The organism is Bradyrhizobium sp. USDA 4506 (genome assembly GCF_054058795.1).
The window spans coordinates 2154365-2180692 of sequence record NZ_JBSSBM010000002.1; the positions used below are offsets into that span (position 1 = coordinate 2154365).

Sequence of the window (26328 nt, forward strand, 5' to 3'; positions counted from 1 at the left end):
TGCTGACGAGTTTTCCTACGGGTAGACCTCGATGCGAACAAGTGGAGCGTCCCCGTGAGGGTGGCCGCCGGCCTCGGGCGATCCATGGACTTCTACCGGAAATCGCCCGGTGGCGTGCGCGGTGAACTCCATCACGCCGATGGCGCCGGGCTCGATCTTTCTTTCGATGTCATAACCGTGCAGATGCAGGATGATTGATCGATCCGTGCTCCATTGAAGCCTGACGATATCTCCCTGCTTGACCCGGATAACTGACATGTTCTCTGACACCCGCCCACGTTCGATGTGCAGGTCGAATGTGAACTCCTCCGCGCCGGCTCCGATGATCGTCGTGCTGGTTGTCCAGGCGAGCACCGCGCCGACAAGACATGTGCGAAAAGCTGTGTTGCAAGGCATCGTCGCAATTCCTCATCGCGGTGGAGTGGCCTGGATCTCCGAGATCCGATTGGCCATCCAGGCCTGGTCGTAGGGCGACGGCAACAGAGCCGGGTCCGCGATAGCGGACCACATCAGTCGTCCGAATGGGTCCGAAAAGCCTGTGATCGGATTCCAGGCCGACGTCGGTCGGGCATCGATTCCGACGCGGAGCCAGCCATTCCAGGGAAAGTCCTTCAGCTTGACCGTGCGGAGGAAAATCGGTGCGTTGAGGCCCATAAGAGAGTCGAACGCGATGTTTTCGATTCCGGCCGAGAATTCGGTATTGAAATATTCGCGCCTGAGGGTGTAGCCGACAATGACCTGATGGCAATCGCTGACAAGCGCCGTCACGACCGCCCGCTCCAGATTGATACGATCGACCGGGTCGTTGAAATCGCCTGACTGGATTCGTTGCACGTCGGCTTCCACGCGCTCTTTTGCTCCGGCATCGATAGCCTGGTGCAGAACGAGATAGGCCTGGTACCATCCGCTCCTCGCCTGTGGCGGGACAAGCCAGCCGTTGATCACGGTTGTTGCCGAGTTAACGAGCTCCGACAGGCTGATTTCCCTGATTTCAACGTCCCAATCGGACGCCGACGCCGCCTTCTCGGTGCCGAGCAGCCGTTTCGTGGAAGTGTCGGCTGCCCTCAGCTTCAGTTCCTGGAATGCTGGCGAAGCCTCCGTGTCGGAGAGCAGGCGTCGCTTCGCCGCTTCGGCGAGATCGACATGGTACAAATAATCTCCATGCAACGGTGTGATCGGATAGGGATGCAGGATCACATCCGGATTGTCCGAGGTAATTTTTCGAGCGACCGCACGCGCGACGGCGCAGACGGTCGCATCCGCTTTTGCATACGACGATTGTGGGTTGATGCGTACGGTCACCAGGGACCCAAGTGATTTCACGCTGCTTAAATCCGACACCGAATCTGAAAAGTGGGCGTCGTTCCCCAGATAGGCGTGGATCTTGGATTGGAGCAGCAGCGCCCTGGCGGCATCAGGGGCGACGGTCCTGATCTCGATCTCATGCGGATAAAAAGACGGATACACCGCCGATTCGTGGCCGCTTCGCGCCGGCCCGATTACGGCTAGAGCTGACAGCAGAAGTCCAAACGTTACGCGACTCTTCATGGTGCAGTCCTAACAAGCCGACGGTCCGTAGCGCGCGAGTGCCACGATGCGCAATCATCCGCGCAAGGCCTTCATAACCCTTTCATCTGCGCGAGCGTCCTTCGGCGAACCTTGGAAAATGATCTCGCCGCGATCGATCACATAAAGCCGGTCGCCGATACGGGACGCAGCGGCAAGATACGATTCCGCCATCAGGATGGAGACACCCATCGCTTTGATCTTCATGACGGCTTCCGTGAACCGATTGACCACGACCGGTGCGAGACCCTCGAATGCCTCGTCGAGCAGGAGAAGGGACGGCGACAACATCATAGCGCGTGCGATCGCGACCATCTTGCGTTGACCGCCGCTTAGATGCATTCCTTGGCGTTGCAGCAAATCCTGAACTTCCGGAAAGACTCCGAAAGCCTGCGTCTGCGGGTCTGGACGCACAGCCCCGTCCCGCCGGCGCGACACCTCATCGCCGAGCCAGCGACTGATCATCAAATTTTCGTCGACTGACAGATCCGGGAAGACGCCGCAATCCTCCGGCGAATAGCCGATTCCGCGCTTGGCGCGCTCATGTGGGGCAAGCCTGGTCAAGTCCTCGTTGGCAAAAAGAATCTGGCCCGCCTGCAGCGGCAGGAAGCCCATGATGCTCTCGATCGTCGTGGTCTTGCCGGCTCCGTTGCGACCAACTAGGCACACGACCTCCTGCTTGTCCACGCGCAGGGAAACGCCGTTGAGGATGTGGGCGGGGCCGCGATAGGTGTGGATCGCTTTGACCTCCAGCACGACTACTCCTTTCGTGAAAATGCGTTCGGCCCGGAGGAGCCGAGCAGGATCATCGCAACGTCGTCATTGGTTCTGATGGCGTCCGGCGTACCCTGGGCGAGGATCTCTCCCTGGTGCATCACCACAATTCGATTGGAATACTTGAACACGACATCCATGTCGTGTTCAATGATCGCGGCGGTGATACCCTCGCCACGCACGACCGAGGCGATGATATCCATGATCTTGTCCTTCTCGCGAGTGCTCACCCCGCTAGTCGGCTCATCGAGAAACAGGAGCTTCGGGCGCAGCGCGTAGGCCAGCGCGACATCCAGCAATTTGCGTTCGCCTTGCGCGAGACCTCGTGCGGGCTCGTTGCGCTTGCTCACGAGCCCAAACTGATCGAGAATCGTGTCAGCTTCGATAGCTACCCCGCGGTCGCGGTCGGCGAGCGCTGCCATGTTCCGGATCTTGCGATCGCGCGAGAAGATCGCCAACGCCACGTTGTCGAACGCCGTCAGATCGTCGAACAAGTTTACCAGCTGGAAGCTGCGCGCGATGCCGGCTTGTACCCGCTCGATCACGGACGAATGGGTCACGTCGCGACCCCTGAAGAGAATTTTTCCGGAGTCGGGAGCGAGATAGGCGCTGATGACGTTGCAAAGCGAAGTCTTTCCGGCTCCGTTGGGGCCGACCACGGAAATGAACTCTCCTTCCGCGATGGTCAGGTTAACATCATCGACAGCGTGCGTGTCGCCGAAATATTTCTTCAGATTGACCGTCTCCAGGAGAGTCATTTCGTCGATCTCCCGAGCTTTGCAGTCAGCCGCGCGGTCGTTCCGACGATGCCAGCGGGTAGCGCCATGACAAGGATGACAAGCACTACGCCGAGGAGAAGCTGCCAATATTCGGTGCTGGCGATCGCGTAGGTCTTCAGGTAGTTGAACGCCACGGCGCCGACAATCGGACCGGTGAAGGAGCGGAATCCGCCCAGCACGCTCATGAACACGATCTCGCCCGAGAATGGCCAATAGAGAATGTCGGGCGTGGTGAGACCGTTGAGCGGGACCCACAGGATCCCTGCCAGTCCCGTAAAGGTCCCGGAGATCATGAAAGCGATCCAGCGATAGCGCCGTACAGAGATGCCGACGAACTGCGCGCGCGTTTCGTTGTCACGGATCGCCTGTAGGGCCTTCCCGAATGGTGAATGCGCGATCACCCAAATGATAAACGTGGAGAGGGCAAACAGCACGAGCACATAGTAATAATAAGCATAGATGAAACGCTGAAACGAACCCGCCCCCTTGAAATCGACCAGGCCGCCGAACAGCGTGAGATTGGCATAGGGAACCCGAATGCCGTCGGTGCCGCCTGTCACCCAGAAGAACTTGAAGGCAAGGCTCCAGAGAACCTGCGACAACGCCAGCGTCAGGATGCCGAAGAAAATGCGCGTGTGCCGCACGCAGACGAATCCGAAAAGTGCCGCGATGATGAGCGTGCCAAGCATCCCGCCGACGATGCATAGCTCCATGGAGTGCGCGCCGAGGTCTCGCATGATGAAGGCCACCAAATAGGCGCCGGACCCGAAATAGGCGGAATGGCCGAATGACAAAAGGCCTGTGTAGCCGAGCAGTAAATTGAAGCCGAGTGCGGCAATGGCCATGATAAGACCGTAGGTCAGCAGCACCGTCTGATAGGGCTCGACGAACTGCGGTAGGAACGCGAGGATCACGAGCAGGATTGCGGAGCCGATGGTGATCCGCCAAATCGAGGTCCCAGTGCCTTCCGTCATCGCCATCGTCATGCCCTTCCGAATAAGCCGGTGGGACGGATGAGCAGGACCGCGGCTGCAATCAGGTAAAGAACTGCGAGTTCAATCTCGGGGAAGAACTGAATACCGGCGGTGCGCACGAAGCTGACGATCAACGCGCCGACGAGCGCTCCTTGCAAGCTTCCGAGCCCGCCGATCACGACGACCACAAAAGCCAGAATTAGCACCTCGATACCTAGGCCAAGAACCGCCGCCTGCGCCGGCACCACCACTGCGCCGCCGAGGCCGGCCATGAAGCAGCCGATGGCGAAGGCCTGGACATAGACGCGACTGACGTCGATACCAAGCGCCGCAGCCATGCGTCGGTCCTGTGAGGTAGCGCGCAGGATGACCCCAAACTTGGTGCGGTAGATAAACGCCCACAGTCCGATAGCAGCAGCAAGCCCGATTGCGACAACGAACAGGTTGTAAGTGGGGTACATCAGGCGACCGACGGGTATGCTGCCCATCCGATCCATGATCGCGCCGGCCGATAGGGGGGTGCGGCCGAAGAGAAGCTTCATGAGATCTTCGAGGATCATGAGCAGGCCGAACGTTACCAGCAGGTGATATTCTTCCGATCGTCGATAGAGCGGGCGGAGCAGGGTGGGCTCGATCAGCGCGCCGACAGCCGCGACGGCAATAGCGCCAAGCGGAAGGAGGAGAAGCATCCCGGCCAGGCCGAGATTTCCTTCCAGCGCGTGGCCGACTGCGCTGCCGACAATCCAGGCAGACACATAGGCGCCGAGCGCATAGAGCGACCCATGGGCCAGGTTCACGATGCGCATGACGCCGTAGATGAGGCTCAAGCCAGCAGCGATAAGGAACAGGACTGCCGCGTAAAATAGCGAATTGAGAATCTGGATGACGAAGATCGTCATGGTTCTCCCTCCGCGTCCGTCGCATTCCCGGCTCGCCCTGCCTTGGCGCTGTTTCGCAGCTCGATGCGTCCGATTGCCGGATTGATTGCATTCCCGTCGAGAAAGATCGCCGCGAGCAACGTAAAGTCGCCGGACTGAAGAGTGGTCGGTAGCGATACAACAAAGCGACTGTCCGGTTGTCGCACCAAGCTTCCGGTGGCAGCGACCCGGCCGTCCCGGCCAACGGCAACGTAGTGCGATTCCGGCCGAATAGGCTGCAGCGTGCCGCGCAACGTGTCGGGCCGCAGCGGCGCGCGGACGATGCGATGGTCGCGTTGCTGCTTGACAGCGAATTCGGCGTCGGCGCTGACCAGCACGAGATCGCCTGCGCGCTCCACTCCGCTGATGAGCGCGCGTGCCGGATAGGCAAGGCCGTTGAACGTGCCGAGACCGACGGGATAGGTGAAGTCCCGTACAACTTCGAAAACGAACGCGTCGGGCGACCAGGCCTTCAGCCGATAGGGCCCATTGGTCACCAGCAAATGACCGTTGGCTTCAACGAACCGGTCGAGAAGCTGCCAACGCGCCTTCGCCGTCTCCGGGCCGACCAGCAATTCAAGTGCTGCCGGCCGGTAGCCGGTTTGCGCAAACTCCTTGATCAGCGCGCGCAATGTCTTCAATTGGGCCGGATCGCGGACGAGGTCGAGCCAGGGCAGGTGACGTCGCTCAGCTTCGCCGCGCGAGAAGGCTGCGAGGCCTCGTTCGACCGTCGCCTCCATCAGCGCAAGCACGTGCCAGGGCACCGAACTCCAGGGCGGAGCGATGAGGGCATTCTGCTGTTCGTCGAAAGTGAGGTTATCGAGATAGACCTCGATAACCGGGGTGCGATAGGTGAAGGTCTGATCGGCGACCGGCCGCGCGGTTTCTTCCACGCGGACGAGCTTCACGCCGCGCAGCCGTTCGCGTATCAGTCGCGTGGCTGCGGCGATCTCGGGATCGTGGGCCGCCACATCCTGCCCGCCGGCGCCCCAGCGGAATGCGAGCGCATACGGATAGAGTAAATCGGCCGTCTCCATCACCGAACCGTCGCTGAAATTCGAGGCCGAGAGGCGATACAGCACCTTGGCTGTTGCACCATGGCCAGCCCCGACCGGCGCAAGCCTCCCGGTTATAGTTTGCGGCATCAGCGCATCGTCGGGAACGCGAACCGACCGCTTGATACTCGACTCGTCCGTGATGCGGATTTCGGCGCGGTTCTGGACCCATCGGCTATTAACGGGAATCGGCAGGAAGGCGTTGTCGCCGACGGTTGACCACACCAAACGACCGGCTGCATCAGTGAAGCCAGCGATTGGATTCCAGGCTGCGCTCGGGCGTGGATGGATGCCAACGCGCAGCCGGCCATTCCAGAGAAAATCCTTGAGCTTGACCGTCCTGAGAAAGACGGCCGAGTTCAGCCCGGACTGCGAATCGACGGCCAAGTTTTCAATGCCGTCGGAATAGTCATCCGTGTAGAATTCCTGCCGCAGCCGATAGCCGATCACGGCGCGCTCGCAACTGCCGATCAATGCTGCCACTAGCGCGCGCTCGAGGTTGAACTGTTCAGTTCGATCCCGGAACTCGTTATGAGTGAGGCGCCCATAGAGTTCATCCGCCTGTTCTCGGTCGCTCGCCTGGCTGAGGGCCGGGCGAAGCAACGTGTAGGCCTGGACCCATCCTTCCTTGGTCCAGGGTGGCGCTGGCCAGCCATTGAAGGCGGCGCCGGCGTCGATCTGCAATGCACTCACCGAAGTCTCATCGAGACTCACATCCCAGTCGGTGGCCTGGACACGGGCCTGCGGCGAGAGCAGGGACGCATCGGCGCCGGCGCGAAACGTCGGCGCGGGCGCATCGGTCGGCGTGCGCGTGGCGGTGCCCGGAGCCAGCCGATCTGCGTGGCCGAGATAATCGGCGTGATAGGGCGTGATCGGATAGGGATGAATAATGACGTCAGGTGGTGCTGCCAGCGCCGCCGCGGCCTGTCCGATGGCTTGGCAACGCGCCTCGCGGCTCTCAAGCCGCGATGACCTCGGATTGACGCTGATGGTGATCAGCGACTTCAGCGACTCGACCGACTTGAGATGCTCGGGAATCTGGCCGGAAAAGCGGGGTGCGGTGCCGACATAGACGTGAAGCGGATCGGTCTTGTTGACGAACTCGCGAGCCGCTCCCTCCGGATCAAGCGGCTCGATGCGGATTTCATGCGGGTAAAAGGAGGGAAAATAAGCTAGCGCGTGGTCGCCCAGCGCCGATTGCGGCGCCATGACAACCGCCCATGTCAGCCCCAACACCAAGCCACCCGTTTGCGCCCGACGCGAAGCTGCTCGCAGAGACATGTTCCGCTCCACCGAGACCGCCGCAGGGCATGCACAGGACCCCTGCGGTCGAACAGCGCGGATGTGGCGTTGCCGGCCGCCCGATCAAAATCCGTCCCAGAACACGGACACGCCTTCGAGAAAAGGCGTGTCCGACTCGATAGCTGCGCTCAAGCGACCTGCGGCCAGGTCTCCTTGATCCAATTGAAAGTGGCCGTCGGATCATTGTGACCATTGCCCGGTTTCGGCCAGTGCGGGGGCGCCGTGATATTGCGGATCGGAATGGTGACCATCCGATTCGGATCCAGAATTGGGAACGGGTACTCGGGCACGATCTTGCTGAAGCCCGTCACCGCGTCCTTGTAGCCCTGGTGATTGTCCGGACGGATGTAGAGATCACCGGCCGCCGTCTCGAAATACATGCCTTCAAGCTGGCTGATGATCGCCTCTTCCTCCGGCCAGCCGCCCGTAAGTCTGTTCGCTTTCTCGACTGCCGTCTTGTACATATAGAGCGTGTGATAGGCGCCATCCGATTGGAAGTTCGGATATTCGTTCCAGCGCTTATAGTACTTCTCGACGAACCTCTGGTTGGCGGGCCACCGATTTCCCGGCGGGAAGGTGAAGTAATAGTTCGCGTGCACGCCCGCGATCACGCCTTCCGGGTGGTCCTTGCCGATTGCATGCGGCGCAACACCAAAAGCGATCGTGCTTGCAAACTTCGCGCTGTTGAACATGCCGTAACGCAGGGCTTGCTTGTACATTGCCACGTAATCGCCGCCCCAGACCGACGAAACGATCAGGTCTGGATTCGACGACATCGCCTTGGTGATGTGAGCGGTGAAGTCGGTGGTGCCGAGCTTCGGCCAACCCTCCGAGACGACCTGGGTGCCCGGCACAAGCTTGCCGAACGCGATGTTGAAATGGTCAAAGGCATTGCGGCCATAGCTGTAATCCGGGTGAATATGCGCGATCCGCTTTGCCTCAGGCCAGGTCTGCGCCGCCGCCAGTGCGCAAGTGACACCGTCTGCTGACTGGATGTTGGTAATGCGGAACGCGAATTTCGGATTCGGCACCGCCTTGTCCCACAGAAAATCGGTGCAGCCGTCGACGAAAATCGTCAGCGCGCCAAGCTCCTCGGCGACCGGGCCGAGCGCCGGCGTGTTGCCACTCGATATGACTCCGGTGAACAGGTCGATTTTTTCGGAGAGCTTCATGCGGCGAAGCTCTTTCACGTTGGCGTCTGTACCGGCTGCCTCGTCGGCGGTGATTGTCTCGATCTTGCGTTTGCCGAGAATGCCGCCCTGCGCGTTGATCTCCTCGGCAGCCAGGATGTGGCCCTTGAGTGAAGGTTCGCCGAGCACCGCTCCGGGGCCGGTCAAGAAGGTCATGTGACCAAATCTGAGTGGCCTATCGGGAATGTTCCCTTTCGGCGCCGCCGGAGTTTGCGCCGATGCAGGGTTCGCGGCGGGTATTGCGGTTGCCGCCGCGGCGCTGCCGACCACAACACCGAGTTGATTGAGAAAGCTTCTGCGGTCTACGTTTCTCTGCTCCATGGTTTATCCTCCCTTGTCGAGGACATTGATGATCTCGTCACGTCAAGCTCCTAATGGGGGGCTCATTGCTACATTTTAGGCCATTCTATCGCGCCAAACCACAGGTCTTAGACGTCTCTTTGACGCACACCGCGTTCGGCGTCAGCGATTTCATGACTCCAACACACCGACCGATCCATTGCCGCCGCATGCCAGGCGGGTGCTGGGGGCATCGAACCTTGTTGGGGGCTGCGCCGGGACGCGATGCCCTGATTGCGGCGCTGTCCGCTGAACTGAAGTGGTGCGCAGGCTGGCGATGTCTTGCGCATTCCGGTCCGCCGCAGTGCAGCATTCGGTTCTCGCAAACCGACCGTCCCCGGCCTCGCGCCCCTTGACGATCAGGGCTATCCTTTCCGTCCAATAGTGCTTTCGGCGAACCGCATGAAGCTTGGCCCGCGGTGCCAGCTCGGGCGCAAGAAATGAGCCAGACAGCTTTCGTCGGGATCAAATGACTCATGGCGGTCAAAAGGGTTTCGGCATGACCAAGCACGGCCGATCGGGGCACGCGCCCCAATCGCCGCGCTTCCGTTTCCTGCAGAAGCTCGAAGCACGGAAGAACGATCGCAAGGATCGCTCTCGCATCAAGGACCCGAAGCAGTCGGTCGAAGAGCTGTTCCATCCCCGGAAGCCAGCACCAAACTGACGAATTGTCCTTGGGGACACGATCCAAGCTCTCGGGGATCATCGCATGCCGTAATGAATTTGGCAGGCGACGGAACGAGCAGCGGATGTTTGTGTTGGTTTGCAGCTTCCCACGACTCTGCTCTTCAAACCCAGGGCGCGACTGTGCAAGGCCTGTGGCGACGCTGGCTTAACCGCGAGAAGTAGCGAGCGAAAGAGGAAGCAATTTGTTCGCTGGCCTCCTTTTGGAGAGGCGGGCGGTGAAGCTGCATGTGGCTGAATTCCAAGTTCATGGTGGAGCTTGAGAAGACAAATGCAGTGTCCGAAGCAAACGCGACGCTGGATACCTCTGACGGCGCTTGCCACCGGAGCGTTCTTGGCGGCGGATAGGTCCGCTGCGGCGCAGGAACATCAGCCCGGCAGTGATGAGCGACCCGCAAAAGGTGACTTGCTTGTTCTCTCCGAAGGGAACCATCAGGTTGAAGCATCAAGCCTAGTGATCTGACGCTCGGCGGGCCGCCAGACGGCTCGCTTATCGTCGCTGCAACATTTGTTGGAAAGGTAGGTGTCCACAACCGGGATGAGGGGGCGCGGTCGTAATGGATTCCCGCGCCCAATCGATCGCACCACCCACCATGGGGTGGGTGAAGAACGTAGGGAGATGGCGTCCATGACCAGAAAGCAATGGCTTCTATCGTCCGTTGTCACATTTGCAACCCTCGCTTCAACCCCGCTCGTCGCCGGTCCGATGGAGGATTACAGTCCGGTGACCGCAGCCCGGCTGGAAAATCCGGAGCCGGGCAACTGGTTGATGACGCGCGGCACCTACAAGGGGTGGAGTTACAGCTCGCTCGATCAGATCAACACCAGCAACGTGAAGTCGCTGACGCCGGTGTGGACTTTCTCCACTGGTGTGGATTCGGGTCACGAAGCGCCGCCGATCGTGAACAACGGAGTAATGTTCGTCTCGACGCCGTACAGCCAGGTGATAGCCCTGGATGCGGCCACGGGCGATCTGCTCTGGCGCTTCAAGCCCAAGCTTCCCGAAGGGTTCAGCGCCCTGCACAACACCAACCGTGGCGTGGCGCTGTACGGCGACAAGGTTTATCACGCCGGGCTCGATGCCATGCTGGTCGCGCTCGACGCCAAGACCGGCAAGGTCGTCTGGGAGGCGAAGGTCGAGGATTGGAAGACCGGCTACTACATGACCATGGCGCCCCTGGTGGTGAAGGGCAAGATTCTGGTCGGCGTGGCGGGTGGCGAGTTCGGCGTGCGCGGCTTCGTGCAGGCATTCGACGCCGAGTCCGGCAAGCCGGTGTGGAAGACCTATACGGTTCCGGCACCCGGCGAGCCGGGAAGCGACACCTGGCAGAAGCCCGACACCTGGAAGACCGGCGGTGCCTCCACCTGGATGACCGGTACCTATGACGCGGAGTCCAACACGGTCTATTGGGGGACCGGCAATGCCTCGCCATGGTTCGGCGATCAGCGGCCGGGCGACAACCTATACACCTCCTCAACGCTCGCGCTCGATGGCGATACCGGCAAAATCAAGAGCTACTTCCAGTACCATCAGAACGAGTCGTGGGACTGGGATGAGATGAATCCCCCGATGCTGGTGGATTTCCAAAAGGACGGCGCCACCACCAAGGGCCTGCTGAAGACGGCGCGCAACGGCTACCTGTACTGGTTCAAGCGCAATCCGGACGGCGGGATCTCCTACATCAACGCCCAGGCCTACGTGCCGCAGAACGTCTTCAAGAGCATCGATCCGAAGACCGGGCGCCCTGAGGTCGACATGGCCCACAAGCCGGCCACCGGCAAGGCGGCCCAGTTCTGCCCCGGCCTGTGGGGCGGCAAGGACTGGCCGTACGAGGCCTATAACCCGAAGACCGGAATGGTCTACATTCCGTCCAACGAGAACCACTGCAACAACCTGGAAGGCAAAGTTGAGGAGCGCGTTCCCGGACAGTGGTGGACGGGCGTTGCCATCCCGGATCTGCACTTCTCGGTCGACACGAAGGCGAGCTTCTACGGCGAGATTCAGGCGTACGACGTCGACAGCGGCAAGCGGGTTTGGCGCAACCTGTATCCGGCCTCAATGATGTGGGGCTCGATACTTACCACCGGCGGCGGCCTGCTCTTCACCGGCGGCACCAACGACCGGGAGTTCCGCGCTTACCATGCCAAGACCGGCGAGCAGCTTTGGCACTTCAGGACCAACTCCGGGATCATGGCGCCGCCTTCGACCTACGAGGTCAATGGCGTGCAGTATGTAGCGGTGCAGTCCGGCTACGGGGTCGACGCGGCCTTCCAGCAGGGGCTGATGAGCGAGCTGGTAGGTTGGCAGAAGGACGTGCCGCAGGGCGGCGTCGTCTGGGTCTTCGCCGTCTCCAAGTGAGTCCATGGTTGACCGGCCGCCAGCAATGGCGGTCGGCTTCTCGTCCGGCTGGGTTTCGTTGTCTTGCCAAGCAACCTGGTCGGGCCTCACCTCTTAGGAATTCTGACGATGCACCATGTTCGAGCTGGATCGCTGCTGATCCGCTCCTCTGCCTTAGCACTGATCGCCGCGTTGGTGACCTTTCCGGCATTGCTGGGGGGCGAACGGGCGCGGGCCGATGAATCGCCCGCCTACGCGGTCGAGGTGGCCGAGCTGTCCGCCAAGGTTGGTGAACCGGCCGTGCTGCACGCCACGTTGCGCATTCGCGACGGCTACCGCGTTCTCCAGGGTTACAACAATCGCGTGATCGAGCTCTCGTCGTTTGACGATGGGGTGACGTTTGAGCGTCGTGTGGTGCGAGGCACCGTCCAGGAGGGCGGGCTCGACTTCGCAATCGGCGTGCGGGCCACAAAGCCCGGCAGACACCCGATCAATGGCTACTTTAGGGTCGGCTACATCCATGGCCCCGACGAGCTGGCAATGGTGTCGCTGCGCCTGATCGCGAACGTCAATGGAACCGAATAATCGAAGGAGTGGGCCGCATGCCTTGTGATGATTGGCTGCACCGTCGCTGCTACAAGCGTCGAACGATCCTCGGGCTGGCGCTTGCGCCGCTGCTGATGTTGGCCGGTCCCGCGTGCACGGCCGAGGAGGGCGAGGCTGCCAAGCCCCCGGCGCCGGACGATCGCTTCGCGTTTCTGACCGGTCCGAAGAAGGGAGAAGTGGTGCGGGCGGAGGACCTTGCGCTCGGCGGTCCGCAGGTGCAAGCCTATCCGATGGCTCCGGACGGCACGGTGCGCAGCGACAACCGCCTCAATCTGGTGATCCTGGCGAGGTTCGACCCCGCCGCACTGAGCGATGAGACGCGGGCGCGGGCCGCAGACGGCGTCGTTGCCTATTCGGCGATCTGCACGCACCAAGGCTGCCCAGTGAACGCGTGGTCGAAGGAGCGCAACGCGCTTGTCTGTTCCTGCCACGCCTCCATCTTCGATCCCAGAAACGCCGCCGAGGTGATCGGTGGGCCGGCTCCGCGTCCACTTGCGGCGCTCGGGCTGAAGCTCAAGGACGGCGTCGTGACGGTCGCTTCGACCTTTTCGGGGCGCGTCGGTGCCACGCAAGGCTGATCCGCGCCTCACATTGAGACTGTCGAAGCGCCGAGAGCAGGATGAACAGGCTCATCTCGGCGATGTCGCGCTCGATGTGTTGGCCCTTCGGCGAGAATTCTCGATTAAAGCCGACGGAATCCGCTCCTTGCGGCGGACCTTTCGGTCCGCCGCATTCTTTTGGGTTAACCCACCTTCACGCCTCGAGTTGCTTGCCGATCGGCAGCGCCCGGATGCGCTTGCCGGTCGCTGCGAAGATGGCATTGATCAACGCCGGCGCGAACGGGGGCACGCCCGGCTCGCCGACGCCGCTCGGCGGGGTATCGGGGCCGGGAGGCACGATGTGGACGTTGGTTACAAGCGGGGCCTCGTCGATCCGGACCACAGGGAAATTGTCAAAATTGCCCTGTTGCACCTTGCCGTCCTTGAAGGTGATCTCGCCATGCTTGGCGAGGCTCAGGCCCATGATGGCAGCGCCCTCGATCTGAGCCTGGATGCGCTCCGGGTTGATGTATGTTCCGCAATCGATGGCGGTGTCGACCCGGGGCACCGTGAGCTTGCCCTTGTCGTCAACAGACACCTCGACCATGGTCGCGATGTAGCTGACGAAGCTCCGGTGCACGGCAATGCCGAGCCCGTGTCCTTTGGGTACGGACCGTCCCCAGCCGCCCTTTTCCGCGACGAGTTCGACCACCTTGCGAAGTCGGGCGGTATCGATGGGATAGCTGTCGTAGGGCTCGCCGTTGTTCCAGTAGTCCTTCACGGAAGAGAGATTGACGATCCGTGGAGAGCCGATGAGCTCCAGCAGCATGTCCTTCTGGTCGCGATTGGTGGCGTGCGCAAGCTCGCCGACCATGGACTGCACGGCAAAGGCGTGCGGGATATTCGACACCGAACGGAACCAGCCGATGCGGGTATGCGCCGTTGCTTCCGGGTTCTCGCACTGGATGTTGGCGATCTCGAACGGCATGTCGATAAGGCCCATGCCGAGCTCGAAGGGCGCCTCATGCACCATATCGGCCTTAAAGGTCGAGGCGATGCTCGGCGCAACGCTGCGGTGCCGCCATGCGATCACCTTGCCGTTCTTGTCAAGGCCTGCCTCGATGCGTTCCGCGGACACTGTGTGGAGGAAGCCGTTACGGACGTCGTCTTCCCGCGTCCACTGCACCTTCACCGGCGCGCCGAGCTCTTTTGAAAGCAGGGCCGCTTCGAGCGCGTAATCGCACTTCGACTTGCGCCCGAATCCGCCGCCGAGCAGCGTGACGTTGACGGTCACGTTCTCTTCGGGAATGCCGAGTGTTTTCGCGACGTCTTCGCGCGTTCCTCCCGGGCTTTGCAAGGGTCCCCAGATCTCCGCCTTGTCACCCTTAACGTCTGCGACCGCGGTGGGCGGCTCCATGGTGACATGGGCAAGATGCGGCAGGTAGTATTCACCCACGATCACCTTGTCGGCGCCCTTTAGGGCTGCGTCGACATCCCCTTCCTTGCGCACGATTAGCCCCGGCTTGCGTGCGGCCTCCTCGAGCTGGGCCCGATAGGCGACCGACTCGTATTTGCCGTTGGGTCCGTCGTCCCAGACAATCTTCAGCGCGTCGCGCCCCCTCATAGCGGAACCGGTGTTGCGCGCGATCACCGCCACCCCGCCGAGCGGCTGGAACTTGGAGGGCCACGGCCATCCTTTGACCTCCATGACCTTTTCGACGCCTGAAACCTTCATGGCCTCGGCCCCGTCGAAGGAAACGAGTTTGCCACCGGTTACCGGCGGCCGGGCTATCACGGCATACTTCATGCCCGGCAGGCGGACATCGGCGCCGTACTGCGCCTTGCCGACCGTAATATCGCGGAGGTCTACGATGCGGATCTCGCCTTTGCCGAGGTAGCGGAAATCCTTCGGGTCCTTGAGTTTCAGACCTTCGATGCTCGGCACCGGCTGCTTCGCTGCATCGGCGGCCAAGTCGCCAAATCCGATGTGGCGTCCGGTCGCATCATGGACCACCTCGTGATTGATGGCCTTCACCTCGGCGGCCGGCACGCCCCAGCGTTTCGCCGCCGCGGCTTCCAGCATCGTGCGCGCCGAAGCGCCGATCTGGCGCATCGGTATCAGATAATGCCGCGTGCTGCGTGATCCGTCAGTGTCCTGGTTGCCATATTTGACTTCGTTGCCATGCGCCTGCTGGACGCGGACGCGCGACCAGTCGGCTCCCATTTCTTCGGCTACGATCAACGGCAGGCTGGTTCGGACGCCCGTTCCCATCTCGGAGCGATGCGCGACGATCGTGACGATTCCATCTGGTGCGATCGACACGAAAACCTGCGGGTCGACCACGGTACCGTGCGGCATCTCGCCCGCGCCGGTCTTGTACGCCGCGAAAGCAGGGCGTGACATCACGGGAGCGGCGAGCACGAAGCCGCCGGCGATGCCGAGACCCTTAAGGATGCTGCGACGCGAAACGTTCTCGACTTTGACTTTCTCGACCTTGATATGTCGTTCAAAGCCACGGAGTTTGTTGGGATTGGTCAGGATATTCATGGTCACACCTCCGTCGATGCGAGATGGACGGCGTTTTCGATACGCTGGTACGTGCCGCAGCGGCAGATGTTGCCTGCCATCGCTTCGCGTATCTGGTCGCGAGATGGTTTTGGATTTTGGATCAGCAGCGCAGCCGCCTGCATGATTTGACCGGCCTGGCAATAGCCGCATTGCGGGACGTTGAGGTCGCGCCATGCTTTCTGAACCGGATGATCGCCCGTCGGATGGAGCCCTTCGATCGTCGTGACCTCCCGGCCGACCACGTCGGAAACCGAGGTGATACACGCGCGTGCGGCCTCCTTGTCGACGAGGACGGTGCAAGCGCCGCAGAGGGCTTGGCCGCAGCCAAACTTGGTCCCGGTCAATCCCACCTCATCGCGTAGAAACCAAAGTAGCGGTAGATCTGGGGCGCCATCCCAGCTCTGTTCCTGGCCATTAATCTTCAACTTTATCATGATCGTCCCTCCGCTCTTCCTAAGCTGCTGAGGCCCAGTTCGGCGCAAGCGGGAACGTGCTTCCATTTGCCTGCGTCAACCGCTCGACTTCCCGCACGGTTCAACCGTGTCAGGAAGGCTGACAAACCTCATTGCAGGACCTGTTCGGTTGTCTGTTCTTGCGCATGCCTCCTGCTCCTATTGAATTCTTGGTTGTTGTGCAGGCGGACCTTCGTCGCGGGTTGGGATGTTATCAGAAATTGACGTAGAGCTGGCTATTTTTTTCCTGTTTGAAGGGGAGCAACTATTGCCGAAGCTTTTTAACTTTCGAGCGAACGAGGTCTGAGACTCCGCGGCAGCGGCGAGAAAACGCCTCGGTCGGCAACTGCGGACAGCAGATCAGATCCGCATGGTGGGACCGCCAGCACGATGCACTCCAACAGAATCGGATTTCCAATCCGAATCCGCGCTCGTGGTCACGAACCCCGCCGGTTTTCGATCCGCAGCGCTCGTCGCGCAACGGGTCGTTCGGATGAACTACTTTCAGCCGAACATCCTTGTCCCGGTCATCAGCACGGCATTCGGATCATATTTCCTGTTGGCCTTCGCGAGGGTCAACAGGTCACGTGAAAGAGCCCGATCCTCCTTGCGCGCGAGCGGTTGAACATCTGGATCGCCTCGGGTGTCGGCTTCAACAAAACCAGGCAGCCTTTTCTTTCGAAATAGGCTTCAGCTTCCGGTGACAAGTGCACGTTGCCCATCTGACCCGAGCCAATGACGACCTGGTCGCACCCTTTCTCGAAGAGAAATCTTGCCTCGTCTTCTGAAAGCACGTGCGAAGTGCCGTAGAGCCTCTTTGATAGCTTCTTTTTCCGCTTCACAACCTCGCCGGAAAGACGAACGACAACGTCGTGCTCATAGGTTCTTCCGTCAATCGTAATCGCGCCGAATATGGTGCTGTCAATCGTCATAGTGACCTCCTCAATCAGTCTCCCGCTCCGACACGCAGCAGTGAGGCGCCTCAGCGCTGGCATGATCCTCGCTCAAGCGAGTTGCCGTCGGCCGATCCGGATCGGGGCGCGCCGCCGCCCCCAGCTGCCCGGGCGTGCCTCGAACAAGCCAGGGATTGCGGTGGAGCAAATACTGCAACAGCCATCCGCGGTGAGCCGCCAGCTGGTGATGTCATACCAATCTCGGCCGATGACCCGCTCACTGCAGCCAGGGCAATACGTGCTTTGACCGCTCTCGTCATAGACATTCCCGGTGTAGACGAAATGCAGCCGACCTTGCGCGCGATATCGCGAGCCGTCGTCAGCGTGAAGGCCGGCGTACGCGGCAGATCCGACATCTTGTAGTCAGGATGGAAGGCGGTGAAATGCAAGGGCACGTCAGGTCCTAGCCTCGTCATCACCCATTCGCTTAGCTTCGTCACCTCTTCCGAGCTGTCGTTGTGGCCTGGGATTAGCAGCGTTGTGATCTCAAACCAAACCTTGGCCCTTTGCCTGAGATATTCGAGCGTCTCGAGGACGGCGCCGAGACGACCGGTGCATAGCCGCTTGTAGAACTCTTCGGTGAAGGCCTTGAGGTCGACATTGGCGGCGTCCATGAAGCCGTAGAGCTCCTCGCGCGCCGCTGCGTCAATGTAGCCTGCCGTGACCACCACGTTCTTGATCCCGCGCCGGCGCGCCGCCTTTGCAACGTCCACGGCGTATTCGAGGAGGATGACGGGGTCGTTGTAGGTGTAGGCGATGGAGCGCGAGCCCGTCGCAATCGCAGCCTCCACGATATCTTCAGGTGAGGCTGCGTCCTGTAGGCGATCGAGCTCTCGCCCTTTGGAGATATCCCAGTTCTGGCAGAATTTGAACGTCAGGTTGCACCCAGCGGTCCCGAAGGACAACACGGGAGTTCCGGGCAAATAGTGGTTCAGTGGTTTCTTCTCGATTGGATCGACACAGAATCCTGAGGAGCGGCCGTACGTCGTGAGCACGATCCGGTCATCCTGCCGACCGCGCGCGAAGCACAGGCCGCGCTGACCTTCGTTAAGCCTGCAATAGCGCGGGCAGATGTCACACTGGATACGGCCGTCTTCGAGCCGGTGCCAGTAGCGGCCAGGAAAGCCTTCCAAACGCTCGGGTTCGGTCATAGATTTCGTCGTGTCGATCACTGGGCTAACCCCAGTTTTTGGCCAACGGCGTGACAGAGTTGCGCGACGATGTTCAGCCGGGGCCCGCCTGCGGGTATGAGCGCCCGTGTGCGTCAGCTTATTCTACTCCCTGTCGGGCGAAGATCGTAGGCCGAACCGTCGGCGATATCGGCCGCTGATGTCCAGGAGTGCTCGCACCGTGAAGTTGCGGCGTGGGGAACCACGGGAGCAAGACAACATGATTGTGCTGTTCACCGATTTCGGGTTGCACGGCCCCTATACGGGTCAGGTGAGGGCGGTGCTGCACCAGATGGCGCCGGGCGTTCCCGCTATCGACCTCTTCGCCGATGCGCCCGTGGGCAATCCCAAGGCTTCGGCTTACCTCCTGGCGGTCTATGCCGCCTGGTTTCCGGTGGGAACCGTCTTTCTCTGCATCGTCGATCCCGGCGTCGGCGGGACATGCCCGGCTATTGTGCTCCAGGCCGACGGCCGGTGGTACGTCGGCCCCGGCAACGGCTTGTTCGAGTTAGTCCTGCGCCGTGCCACAAAGACGCGCAGCTGGGACATCGACTGGAGGCTGGAGTCCCTCTCGGCCAGCTTTCACGGGCGCGACCTCTTCGCACCGGTCGCAGCCATGCTGGCGCCACCCGGCCAGCCGCGCGATGATTGCGCTGATCGCCGCGCAGATTGGCCGGACGACCTCTTCGAGATCGTTTACGTCGACCATTTCGGCAATGCCATGACCGGGGTGAGGGCGACCAAGCTGACGCCCGACGCAAGGCTTGCCGCGGCGGGGCGAGTATTCGAGCGCAAGAGGACCTTCAGCGATCGGCTGCCAGGCGGAGCCTTTTGGTACGAGAATTCGAACGGGCTCGCCGAAATCGCCGTCAACCAGGGACGCGCGGACTGCGATCTTGGTCTCGTGATCGGCATCCCGGTCGAGATCGTCTCTTGAAGGCGGTCCCCTCACAACCTTGATCTGGATATGCGCATGCCAAGAAAGCAGAGCTCGAGAACGGATTGGCCGAAGCCACGTAAGCGCCACGCTAAGCCACCGGCGACTGGCAACAAGCGACTGGCCGATCAGACCCGCAAGATTCTCGGCAGACACTATGCGAGCAAATATCGGGTGCAGTAATCGCGATCATTATGAACCCCAGTCCTCTGATCGACTCAGGTACGGATATCTCGCCCAAAATTCTCCGTTATTTCAATGGGATAAATCTGTGGCTGCGGTGCTCGCCGCAGTCCCGATAGGAGTCGGCCTAAGAGGCCCAGCATTCTATTGCCTGGCACGGTGCTGCGATGGCGGTATCTGGAAGCGCGGCAAAGGTTGTGCTGATGACAACTGAGCTGATGACAACTGAATCGTCGGACGGCCCCAACGCCGGCTGCTGTCGCTATCTCTCATACCAACCGACGAGGATCGCTTCCGCGATTAAGGACTTTCGCGCCTCTCGTTCGATGTCGCGGCAGGACGCGTTGGCCTTTGCCTGAAGCTGGTCGGTCGAGAGGGCAAGCAGCCGGAAGTGATAGTGATGAGGCCCATGGCCGGAGGGCGGACACGGGCCACCATAGCCTACTTTCCGAAAATCATTGACCGCCTGCTTCACATTCTTGTTCCGCGCGGCACCCTCCGCGAGCTCCGTTAGGACTGCTGGAAGATCGTAAGCCGCCCAATGGTGCCACGTGCCAGCGGGTGCATCTGGGTCGTCGCAGAGCAAGGCAAAACTTTTCGTTCCACCTGGTGCATCAGACCATTGCAGGGCTGGCGAAAGGTCTTCTCCGTCGCAGGTGAACCGTCTCGGAATTTGCGCTCCATCGGTGAAGGCGCTTGAAACGAGTTTCATGGCTCCCTCCATCAGGTTGCAGGAGACATAGGCTCGGATTTAGGCTCGCTAGGCTCGGAATTGACGAGTTCCTCCGCAGACGGGCGACCTCGCCCGACCGATCGGCGGAACCTCGCTGGCGAGCGCCTCGCGGCGGTATAGCTCGATTTTGGCGAGTGCGAAATCCATAAAGTCTGCTTAAATCGGAAGACCCATCGGGCTGCTGCGGTAGGATGGCTTGCCATGCGACCGCTTTTTCATCCAAACTTGGTCAATGGTCGCTACGGCGACCCGACAGTGTATGTGGAGACGCTGTTCGAGAGGCGCAGCCTGCTGTTCGATATCGGTGAGATTTTTTCGTTGCCGCCGCGGAAGTTGCGACGCATCGAGCAAGTCTTCGTTTCGCACGAGCATGTCGATCATTTCGTTGGATTCGACCACCTGCTTCGGTTGCTTGTCGGGCACGAGAAGTCCGTGCAGCTCTTTGGTCCGTCCGGCTTTACCGAGCGCGTCTTTCACAAGCTTCAGGCCTATCGCTGGAATCTGGTCGAAACCTATTCTAGCGATCTTGTCTTCGTCGTGAACGAACTCGAAGCGGCGAATTCCATCTTGAGCACGCGGTTCGGGCTAAGGAAGGCTTTCGTCGCAGAGGCCTCAGTCTCTCGCAAAACCGTTGCCGGGGTGATCTGCGACGAACCGACCCATCGCGTGTCAGCCGTGATCCTTGAACACGGTACGCCCTGCCTTGCCTTTGCGCTGCAGGAGGCGGCGCATGTCAATGTCTGGAAGAACCGGTTGTTGGAGCGCGGGCTGCCCGTTGGTCCGTGGTTGCGCTCACTCAAGCAGGCCGTGGTCGAACGGCGCGCGGACGATCATTTGATCAAGATCGATGGATCGGCAGTTTCGGACAATCGGCTCGTTCCACTTGGGGCCTTGCGTGATCTCCTGACCGTCACGGTCGGACAGAAAGTTGGCTATGTTACCGACGTCGCCGATACGCCGGCCAATCGTGGCGCCATCGTAGCGCTCGTGCAGAACGCGGATATCCTCTTCATCGAAGCGGCGTTTGCAGGAGCGGACGATGCGCTGGCGAGGCACCGGGCCCATCTCACGACCACAGCTGCTGGAGAAATTGCTCGAGAAGCCAATGTGCGTCGCGTCGAGCCGTTTCACTTCTCTCCACGTTATGTGGGGGAGCAGCAACGGATGCTTGCTGAAGTGATGGCGGCGTTCAGGGGGGCTCACTGCTAGACCATGCCTGAGGAAATATATTTGCCCGCTGGATATCGAAAATCGCTCCGTCTCTTTCTATGCGGAGACGTCATGTGCGGTCGTGGCATCGACCAGGTGTTGGCGCATCCGTGCAGCCCCGAAATTCACGAGCAATCCGTGCGATCGGCGGAGAGATATGTGCTGCTCGCCGAGCAGGAAAACGGGCTCATTCCACGGCGTAATGGGCCGTCCTACGTTTGGGGCGCAGCACTGGACCTGCTGGCGCGCATGCGGCCGGACGCGCGGATCATCAACCTCGAAACGGCTGTGACCCGCAGCAAGGACCGCGCGCGCAAGGCCGTCAACTACTGCATGAGCCCCGAGAATGCAGATTGTCTGGCGGCCGCCAAGATCGACTGCTGTGTGCTGGCCAACAACCATGTGCTTGATTATGGGCGCCCAGGCCTAGAGGAAACGCTGGCAACCTTACAAAAGCTCGACATCAGGGCGACTGGCGCGGGGCGCAACGATCGCGAAGCCAGCGCTCCGGCCGTGCTCAATCTTGCCTATGCCCGGCTTCTGATCTTTTCGTTCGGCTCGACATCGAGCGGCATTCCCATGGAATGGGCCGCAACCGAGAGCGCTCCAGGCGTCAACCTGCTTCCTGACCTGTCCGAAGCGAGCGCCTCAGAGATTGCCGATCGAATCGTGGCGCTCAAGAGGCCGGATGATCTGATCGTCGTTTCGATCCATTGGGGGTCCAATTGGGGATATTGCATTCCGGACGAACAGATGATCTTTGCCCGAACACTCATCGACCAGGCGAATGTGTCGATCGTCCACGGGCATTCGTCGCACCATCCGAGAGCGATCGAAATCTATCGGGATCGTCTCATACTGTATGGCTGCGGTGATTTTCTGAACGACTATGAGGGGATTCGAGGTTACGAGCGCTACCGGGACGACCTGGTGTTGATGTATTTGGCCGACCTCGATGCGACCGATGGCTGTCTTCACGCGCTCAACTTGATTCCGCTCCAGATCAGGAACTTCCGTCTCTCCATTCCGGCGCGGCGGGATATCGAATGGATCCAGCGGACACTGGATCGGGAGTGTCGAAAGTTCGAAACTAGACTCATCCTTGGTTCAGAAGGACAGCTTGCAGTTGCCGGGCCTGGCTGAATGTAAAGCGATATGGGTCTGGGCCAATGATCGGGATGGCCATGCAGTACCGAGCGGTTTTCAAGCGCAGATCGGCGACGTTCGGGTGTGCACTTGCTGCGGACCCGCATTGAGAGGATGATGTCCGTCATTTCGATGGAGATCAGCGATGCGCGTACCGGTCTACTATGGCGATTACCTGCGGCTCGACCGCCTCTTGACATCGCAAGAGCCGGAAAGTGCCAGAATCGGCATCAACGCTCATGACGAGATGCTATTCATCATCGTCCACCAGGCCTACGAGCTGTGGTTCAAGCAGATTCTGCATGAGCTCGATCGGGTTGAGGCAGACTTTGGCGCGATCCCAGTCACTGATGATGCCATGGCCCGTATCGTACATGGGCTCAATCGTGTCCATGAAATCCTCAAGCTTGTCGTGGCCCAGCTTGACGTGCTGGAAACCATGACGCCATTTGACTTCCTGGATTTTCGCGACCTGTTGATGCCGGCTTCTGGTTTTCAGTCGCTGCAGTTCCGGCTAATCGAGACGCGGCTTGGCTTGCCGCGTGAAACGCGCATTCCATTTGATGAAAAGGCGATCGACGAGCGTCTTTCCCAATCGGATCGGGACGCTCTTCGAGCCGTCGGCGTTCGGCCATCGTTATTTGAGTTGCTCAATCGTTGGCTTGCGCGAACGCCATTTCTCGACTGGGGAGGGGAGACATTCCGCGAGGCCTATCGCGCTGCGGTGGAAAAACATCTAGCTCGCGATGCTGAGCTGGTGCGCGCGGATGCTGCGATCCCGCCGGAAAAGCGCGATCGCGAACTGAAGAATATAGAGCGAGCGATTGCGTCGTTCTCGGAAATTTTCTCGGAAACAGATGAGGGAGGTAGTTGGCGGCTGTTGCCGCAATCAGTTCAGGCTGCTCTTTTCATCACTCTCTATCGTGATAAGCCTGCCGTGCAACCGGCATTCCGTCTTTTGAGTGTGCTCATGGACATCGACGAAACCCTGACTCTATGGCGATATCGGCATGCACTCATGGTGGAGCGCATGATCGGTTTGAAGATAGGTACCGGTGGCTCCTCGGGTCACGCCTATCTTCGGATGACGGCCGAGCGACATCGCATTTTCTCTGACCTGTTCCGACTGTCCACTTTCCTCATTCCGCGTTCAGCCGTGCCTGAACTCCCGGCCCCGATCCAGGAGCAGATGAGGTTCGTGTACGCGTCATGACCATGCTCGATCTTACCGCTCATTTTGCGAAGTTTCGCGCCGCGGCGCCTGAGCGGATCAACCTCGCGGCGCACAGCCACCACGACTGGCCCGACGTGACACTCGCCGCGCAAGAGCAGTGCTGGCACGATGCGGCGCGGCTCGCCGGCGAAAAATGGGGCTTGGTGTTCGGTGAGCTGATCCCGCGGGTCCAGGCCGGGATCGCCAAGCACCTCCAACTACCCGACCCATCGAGCATCGCCGTCGCGCCCAACACGCACGAACTCCTGCGCAGGTTGTTGTCCTGCTTTTCGTCGGATCGGCCCATTCGTATCCTGACGAGCGACGCCGAGTTCCATACCGCACGGCGTCAGCTCGACCGCCTGGAGGAGGATGGATTGGTTGCCGTCACGCGCATATCCGCCGAGCCATTCGAGACCTTCGCTGAACGCTTTCATGCGGCATGCGGGACCGGCGAACATGACCTTGTCTTTGTAAGCCAAGTGTTTTTCACCTCGTCAGCAACGTCGGGAAATCTCAAGACCCTGGTCGAGGCGGTACCTTCGCGCGATACTTTCATCGTAATCGACGGCTATCACGGCTTTATGGCCCGTCCAACCGATCTGTCTGAGATCGCGGGCCGCGCCTTTTATCTCGCAGGTGGTTACAAATATGCGATGGCAGGGGAGGGATGCTGCTTCCTGCATTGCCCGCCTGGCTACGGCCCAAGACCCCGGGACACAGGCTGGTTCGCCGATTTTGGCTCGCTTGCAGCGCCTCCGGGGAAATCAGTCGGGTATCCTCGGGATGCCGGCCGTTTCCTGGGTGCGACCTTCGATCCCTCGGGTCTCTACCGGCTTGTCGCCGTATTCGATTGGCTTGCCCGTGAGAGCTTGACCGCTGAGCAAATCCACCGTCACGCGCAGGCATTGATGACGTTATTCATCGAGGGGCTCGCGCTTCAGCACATTGAGGGACTGCGGTTTGCAGATTTGATTACGCCATGGGGCGCTAAGGGCCCAGCACGGCAATTTTCTGACCTTCCGGACGCGGCGTGCAGGCGAGATTGAGGCAAAACTTGCCGAAGTCCACGTGCACTGCGATCACCGCGGCGACCGCCTTCGCTTCGGTTTCGGGATTTGCACGAATGCAGCGGACCTCGATCAGGCGCTGGCGAGAATCCGACGTGTGATTGGCAGCTAAGGCCCGTCCGGCGCTCAATGGTGCGCAGTCTGCGGTTCTGCGCGTTCTTGCAGCCAGAAGCACCCGCGTCCGCGAGGGTTTGAACGGCTTCGTCGGGAGCAGGCCTACTCGTCGATATGCCGACCATCAATGATGGAACGCCCGGTGCCGGGGCGACCGGGCGCGCTCATCAGAAATCCATCGGCGGCGTGGCTGGCGCTTGTGCTTCTGACCTCTTTGGCTTTTCGGCGACGAGGGCTTCGGTCGTGACCAGAAGCGAAGCAATCCAGGCGCCATCCTGCAGCGCGGTGCGGACGACCTTTGCGGGATCGATCACGCCGGCCTTGACCAGATCCTGATATTCGCCAGTCGCGGCATTGAAGCCCCAATTGTAGTTCTCGTTCTCGAGCAATCTTGCGACCACGGCTACGAGCGTCGGGGCGATCGCCAGCTCTATTGGGGCTCGCCGACGAGGAGTCTGTTCTCGATCTGATGAGATTGGGATCGCGGCAGGCGGCAGTCGGCCGCATCCGAACGGCCGCGGCTGTCCGGGATAGCTTCACCTGTTCCAGCGGTCATCCAACTGGGGTCGTCCTATCCAGGCCCTGTTCAGGCATCGGGTTGTCCAGCCCAGCTGCGGCGCTCCCTGCAGTCGCGCTTGAGCTTCCTGGTAGGGGCCGACGTAGCGAAGCTGGGTCGGTATTTTGGGATAGATGCGTCGTATCCGCGCAACGGCATGCTCTGCGACCTTCCTGTCGCGTTCGTCAAATGCAAATCCGAAGCCGGTGCGCAGCCGGTCCGGCAGCAGCTCGGCACTCAGGGTTTGATACCAGCGCGGCGGCCGCAACCATGGTCGTCCACCGGCGAAGATCTGTCGGGCCACCGCGCGCGCGGCGGTGCTGACGGACAATGTATCCGATTGCATCATCGCCGCGGTGTAGGCCGCGAATGAATCCCAATCCGCCGGCAAGTCGCTCGACGTTAGCCCGAACAGTGCCCCAAACAACCGGCTTTCGGCCCAATAGCGCTCGCGCTCTTCGACCGAGAGCGGAGGCAGGATCAGGTCGTGGACGGCCAGGGCGGTGTCGACGAGGGTCGCGTGAACCCAGCGCAACGCTGCGACCTCGTTGGCGCGGTAGGGCGAGCCGCTCTCGAACGGACCGATTGCTTCGGGCAGGCGGCCGACGATCATGGTATGGCGGTGGTCTAGGTGCCGGGCAGCGGTAAGCGCCGCATCGAGCGAGCCGAACACCATCGTAAACACAACGTCAAAGGTTCGATGGAAGCGACCGATCGGATCGGCGAAGGTCCGCGAGTGCTCGACCACGGCGGCGGCGACCCAGGGATGCGCCAGCTGAAGCAGCAAGGCGCGACCGGCACCCAAAAAAGTGATGGCTTCCCGGTCGATCCGCCAGGTTATCGAGCCTGGCCCAAAAATGCCCTCGACCGGTCCGGCGGCCCGAGCCCGGACGAAATCAAGAGCAAGCTCGAGGTCACTTTCGGAGACCAAATGCGCACCTTCCGAAGCAGACTCCACCGG

22 protein-coding genes and 1 pseudogene are annotated in these 26328 nt (G+C 60.7%); 8 read left to right on the forward strand and 15 right to left on the reverse strand.

What is annotated here, in order from left to right; translation table 11 throughout:
- Nucleotides 1–15 precede the first annotated feature (15 nt).
- The 8 genes from ACVIHF_RS12165 to ACVIHF_RS12200 all read right to left on the reverse strand — a co-directional run bounded on the left by ACVIHF_RS12165 (nucleotide 16) and on the right by ACVIHF_RS12200 (nucleotide 8878).
- Nucleotides 16–354: a hypothetical protein gene (locus ACVIHF_RS12165; protein WP_456792142.1), complete on the reverse strand. Its 339-nt coding sequence runs from the start codon at nucleotides 352–354 to the stop codon at nucleotides 16–18.
- Between the two features lie 54 nt (nucleotides 355–408).
- Nucleotides 409–1548: a hypothetical protein gene (locus ACVIHF_RS12170; RefSeq protein WP_456780718.1), complete on the reverse strand. Its 1140-nt coding sequence runs from the start codon at nucleotides 1546–1548 to the stop codon at nucleotides 409–411.
- A gap of 54 nt (nucleotides 1549–1602) precedes the next feature.
- The gene (locus tag ACVIHF_RS12175; RefSeq protein ID WP_157341740.1) at nucleotides 1603–2322 is read right to left on the reverse strand and encodes an ATP-binding cassette domain-containing protein; all 720 of its coding nucleotides are present in this window, start codon (nucleotides 2320–2322) and stop codon (nucleotides 1603–1605) included.
- 2 nt (nucleotides 2323–2324) lie between these two features.
- Nucleotides 2325–3098, reverse strand: coding sequence for an ABC transporter ATP-binding protein (locus ACVIHF_RS12180; protein ID WP_253609063.1), 774 nt, complete (start codon nucleotides 3096–3098; stop codon nucleotides 2325–2327).
- Nucleotides 3095–4105, reverse strand: coding sequence for a branched-chain amino acid ABC transporter permease (locus ACVIHF_RS12185; RefSeq protein ID WP_253609062.1), 1011 nt, complete (start codon nucleotides 4103–4105; stop codon nucleotides 3095–3097). Before ACVIHF_RS12185 ends, ACVIHF_RS12180 begins: the two co-directional genes overlap by 4 nt.
- Complete coding sequence (locus tag ACVIHF_RS12190) at nucleotides 4102–4992, reverse strand: branched-chain amino acid ABC transporter permease (RefSeq protein WP_157341733.1); 891 nt, start codon at nucleotides 4990–4992, stop codon at nucleotides 4102–4104. Before ACVIHF_RS12190 ends, ACVIHF_RS12185 begins: the two co-directional genes overlap by 4 nt.
- On the reverse strand, nucleotides 4989–7274 hold the full coding sequence (locus ACVIHF_RS12195) for a hypothetical protein (RefSeq protein WP_456780717.1): 2286 nt from the start codon (nucleotides 7272–7274) through the stop codon (nucleotides 4989–4991). The genes ACVIHF_RS12190 and ACVIHF_RS12195 overlap by 4 nt, the downstream gene beginning before the upstream one ends.
- Nucleotides 7275–7495: 221 nt before the next feature.
- Nucleotides 7496–8878 (reverse strand): ABC transporter substrate-binding protein, encoded by a 1383-nt coding sequence (locus tag ACVIHF_RS12200; protein ID WP_253609060.1) that lies wholly within the window; start codon nucleotides 8876–8878, stop codon nucleotides 7496–7498.
- Nucleotides 8879–10208: 1330 nt separating this feature from the next.
- Between ACVIHF_RS12200 and ACVIHF_RS12205 the strand changes: the two genes are divergently transcribed.
- The 3 genes from ACVIHF_RS12205 (at nucleotide 10209) to ACVIHF_RS12215 (ending at nucleotide 13102) form a co-directional block, all read left to right on the forward strand.
- Entirely contained in the window at nucleotides 10209–11939 is a 1731-nt protein-coding gene (locus tag ACVIHF_RS12205) for a PQQ-dependent dehydrogenase, methanol/ethanol family (RefSeq protein WP_157341956.1), read from the forward strand.
- 108 nt (nucleotides 11940–12047) lie between these two features.
- Nucleotides 12048–12503 carry a hypothetical protein gene (locus tag ACVIHF_RS12210; RefSeq protein WP_456780716.1) on the forward strand — a complete coding sequence of 152 codons (456 nt, stop codon included), beginning with the start codon at nucleotides 12048–12050 and terminating at the stop codon, nucleotides 12501–12503.
- A gap of 17 nt (nucleotides 12504–12520) precedes the next feature.
- Nucleotides 12521–13102, forward strand: coding sequence for a QcrA and Rieske domain-containing protein (locus ACVIHF_RS12215; RefSeq protein ID WP_157341724.1), 582 nt, complete (start codon nucleotides 12521–12523; stop codon nucleotides 13100–13102).
- 175 nt (nucleotides 13103–13277) lie between these two features.
- On the opposite strand, the gene ACVIHF_RS12220 is transcribed toward ACVIHF_RS12215, so the two are convergent.
- From ACVIHF_RS12220 to amrS, 4 genes are all read right to left on the reverse strand, one after another.
- Nucleotides 13278–15611, reverse strand: a complete 2334-nt coding sequence (locus tag ACVIHF_RS12220; protein ID WP_456794086.1) for a molybdopterin cofactor-binding domain-containing protein — start codon at nucleotides 15609–15611, stop codon at nucleotides 13278–13280.
- A gap of 2 nt (nucleotides 15612–15613) precedes the next feature.
- The gene (locus ACVIHF_RS12225; protein ID WP_157341720.1) at nucleotides 15614–16066 is read right to left on the reverse strand and encodes a (2Fe-2S)-binding protein; all 453 of its coding nucleotides are present in this window, start codon (nucleotides 16064–16066) and stop codon (nucleotides 15614–15616) included.
- A gap of 593 nt (nucleotides 16067–16659) precedes the next feature.
- Nucleotides 16660–17016: an Mth938-like domain-containing protein gene (locus tag ACVIHF_RS12230; RefSeq protein WP_456780715.1), complete on the reverse strand. Its 357-nt coding sequence runs from the start codon at nucleotides 17014–17016 to the stop codon at nucleotides 16660–16662.
- 50 nt (nucleotides 17017–17066) lie between these two features.
- Nucleotides 17067–18188 (reverse strand): AmmeMemoRadiSam system radical SAM enzyme, encoded by a 1122-nt coding sequence (amrS, locus tag ACVIHF_RS12235; RefSeq protein ID WP_456792143.1) that lies wholly within the window; start codon nucleotides 18186–18188, stop codon nucleotides 17067–17069.
- 238 nt (nucleotides 18189–18426) lie between these two features.
- On the opposite strand from amrS, the gene ACVIHF_RS12240 reads away from it, so the two are divergent.
- Nucleotides 18427–19143: an SAM hydrolase/SAM-dependent halogenase family protein gene (locus ACVIHF_RS12240; protein WP_456792144.1), complete on the forward strand. Its 717-nt coding sequence runs from the start codon at nucleotides 18427–18429 to the stop codon at nucleotides 19141–19143.
- A 445-nt stretch (nucleotides 19144–19588) separates the two neighbouring features.
- Here the strand turns inward: ACVIHF_RS12240 and ACVIHF_RS12245 are convergent, their stop codons facing one another.
- Nucleotides 19589–20038, reverse strand: a complete 450-nt coding sequence (locus tag ACVIHF_RS12245) for a YbhB/YbcL family Raf kinase inhibitor-like protein (RefSeq protein ID WP_157341714.1) — start codon at nucleotides 20036–20038, stop codon at nucleotides 19589–19591.
- A 222-nt stretch (nucleotides 20039–20260) separates the two neighbouring features.
- On the opposite strand from ACVIHF_RS12245, the gene ACVIHF_RS12250 reads away from it, so the two are divergent.
- The 4 genes from ACVIHF_RS12250 (at nucleotide 20261) to ACVIHF_RS12265 (ending at nucleotide 24676) form a co-directional block, all read left to right on the forward strand.
- Nucleotides 20261–21268, forward strand: coding sequence for a ribonuclease Z (locus ACVIHF_RS12250; protein ID WP_456780712.1), 1008 nt, complete (start codon nucleotides 20261–20263; stop codon nucleotides 21266–21268).
- Between the two features lie 3 nt (nucleotides 21269–21271).
- The gene (locus tag ACVIHF_RS12255; RefSeq protein WP_456780711.1) at nucleotides 21272–22411 is read left to right on the forward strand and encodes a CapA family protein; all 1140 of its coding nucleotides are present in this window, start codon (nucleotides 21272–21274) and stop codon (nucleotides 22409–22411) included.
- Between the two features lie 148 nt (nucleotides 22412–22559).
- Entirely contained in the window at nucleotides 22560–23627 is a 1068-nt protein-coding gene (locus ACVIHF_RS12260; protein WP_456780710.1) for a tryptophan 2,3-dioxygenase family protein, read from the forward strand.
- The gene (locus ACVIHF_RS12265) at nucleotides 23624–24676 is read left to right on the forward strand and encodes an aminotransferase class V-fold PLP-dependent enzyme (RefSeq protein ID WP_456792146.1); all 1053 of its coding nucleotides are present in this window, start codon (nucleotides 23624–23626) and stop codon (nucleotides 24674–24676) included. The genes ACVIHF_RS12260 and ACVIHF_RS12265 overlap by 4 nt, the downstream gene beginning before the upstream one ends.
- Before the next feature lie 302 nt (nucleotides 24677–24978).
- Here ACVIHF_RS12265 and groEL read toward each other — a convergent pair.
- Nucleotides 24979–25212, reverse strand: a pseudogene (groEL, locus tag ACVIHF_RS12270) (chaperonin GroEL); the annotation flags it as partial.
- 135 nt (nucleotides 25213–25347) lie between these two features.
- Nucleotides 25348–26298, reverse strand: coding sequence for an oxygenase MpaB family protein (locus ACVIHF_RS12275; protein ID WP_456792147.1), 951 nt, complete (start codon nucleotides 26296–26298; stop codon nucleotides 25348–25350).
- Nucleotides 26299–26328 lie beyond the last annotated feature (30 nt).

Excerpts from the sequence above, each read along its gene's own strand:
- ACVIHF_RS12170 (WP_456780718.1), bottom strand. The coding sequence starts at position 1,548 with ATGAAGAGTCGCGTAACGTTTGGACTTCTGCTGTCAGCTCTAGCCGTA.
- ACVIHF_RS12180 (WP_253609063.1), bottom strand. The coding sequence starts at position 3,098 with ATGACTCTCCTGGAGACGGTCAATCTGAAGAAATATTTCGGCGACACG.
- ACVIHF_RS12185 (WP_253609062.1), bottom strand. The coding sequence starts at position 4,105 with ATGACGATGGCGATGACGGAAGGCACTGGGACCTCGATTTGGCGGATC.
- ACVIHF_RS12190 (WP_157341733.1), bottom strand. The coding sequence starts at position 4,992 with ATGACGATCTTCGTCATCCAGATTCTCAATTCGCTATTTTACGCGGCA.
- ACVIHF_RS12195 (WP_456780717.1), bottom strand. The coding sequence starts at position 7,274 with ATGGCGCCGCAATCGGCGCTGGGCGACCACGCGCTAGCTTATTTTCCC.
- ACVIHF_RS12200 (WP_253609060.1), bottom strand. The coding sequence starts at position 8,878 with ATGGAGCAGAGAAACGTAGACCGCAGAAGCTTTCTCAATCAACTCGGT.
- ACVIHF_RS12205 (WP_157341956.1), top strand. The coding sequence starts at position 10,209 with ATGACCAGAAAGCAATGGCTTCTATCGTCCGTTGTCACATTTGCAACC.
- ACVIHF_RS12210 (WP_456780716.1), top strand. The coding sequence starts at position 12,048 with ATGCACCATGTTCGAGCTGGATCGCTGCTGATCCGCTCCTCTGCCTTA.
- ACVIHF_RS12215 (WP_157341724.1), top strand. The coding sequence starts at position 12,521 with ATGCCTTGTGATGATTGGCTGCACCGTCGCTGCTACAAGCGTCGAACG.
- ACVIHF_RS12220 (WP_456794086.1), bottom strand. The coding sequence starts at position 15,611 with ATGAATATCCTGACCAATCCCAACAAACTCCGTGGCTTTGAACGACAT.
- ACVIHF_RS12225 (WP_157341720.1), bottom strand. The coding sequence starts at position 16,066 with ATGATAAAGTTGAAGATTAATGGCCAGGAACAGAGCTGGGATGGCGCC.
- ACVIHF_RS12230 (WP_456780715.1), bottom strand. The coding sequence starts at position 17,016 with ATGACGATTGACAGCACCATATTCGGCGCGATTACGATTGACGGAAGA.
- amrS (WP_456792143.1), bottom strand. The coding sequence starts at position 18,188 with ATGACCGAACCCGAGCGTTTGGAAGGCTTTCCTGGCCGCTACTGGCAC.
- ACVIHF_RS12240 (WP_456792144.1), top strand. The coding sequence starts at position 18,427 with ATGATTGTGCTGTTCACCGATTTCGGGTTGCACGGCCCCTATACGGGT.
- ACVIHF_RS12245 (WP_157341714.1), bottom strand. The coding sequence starts at position 20,038 with ATGAAACTCGTTTCAAGCGCCTTCACCGATGGAGCGCAAATTCCGAGA.
- ACVIHF_RS12250 (WP_456780712.1), top strand. The coding sequence starts at position 20,261 with ATGCGACCGCTTTTTCATCCAAACTTGGTCAATGGTCGCTACGGCGAC.
- ACVIHF_RS12255 (WP_456780711.1), top strand. The coding sequence starts at position 21,272 with ATGCCTGAGGAAATATATTTGCCCGCTGGATATCGAAAATCGCTCCGT.
- ACVIHF_RS12260 (WP_456780710.1), top strand. The coding sequence starts at position 22,560 with ATGCGCGTACCGGTCTACTATGGCGATTACCTGCGGCTCGACCGCCTC.
- ACVIHF_RS12265 (WP_456792146.1), top strand. The coding sequence starts at position 23,624 with ATGACCATGCTCGATCTTACCGCTCATTTTGCGAAGTTTCGCGCCGCG.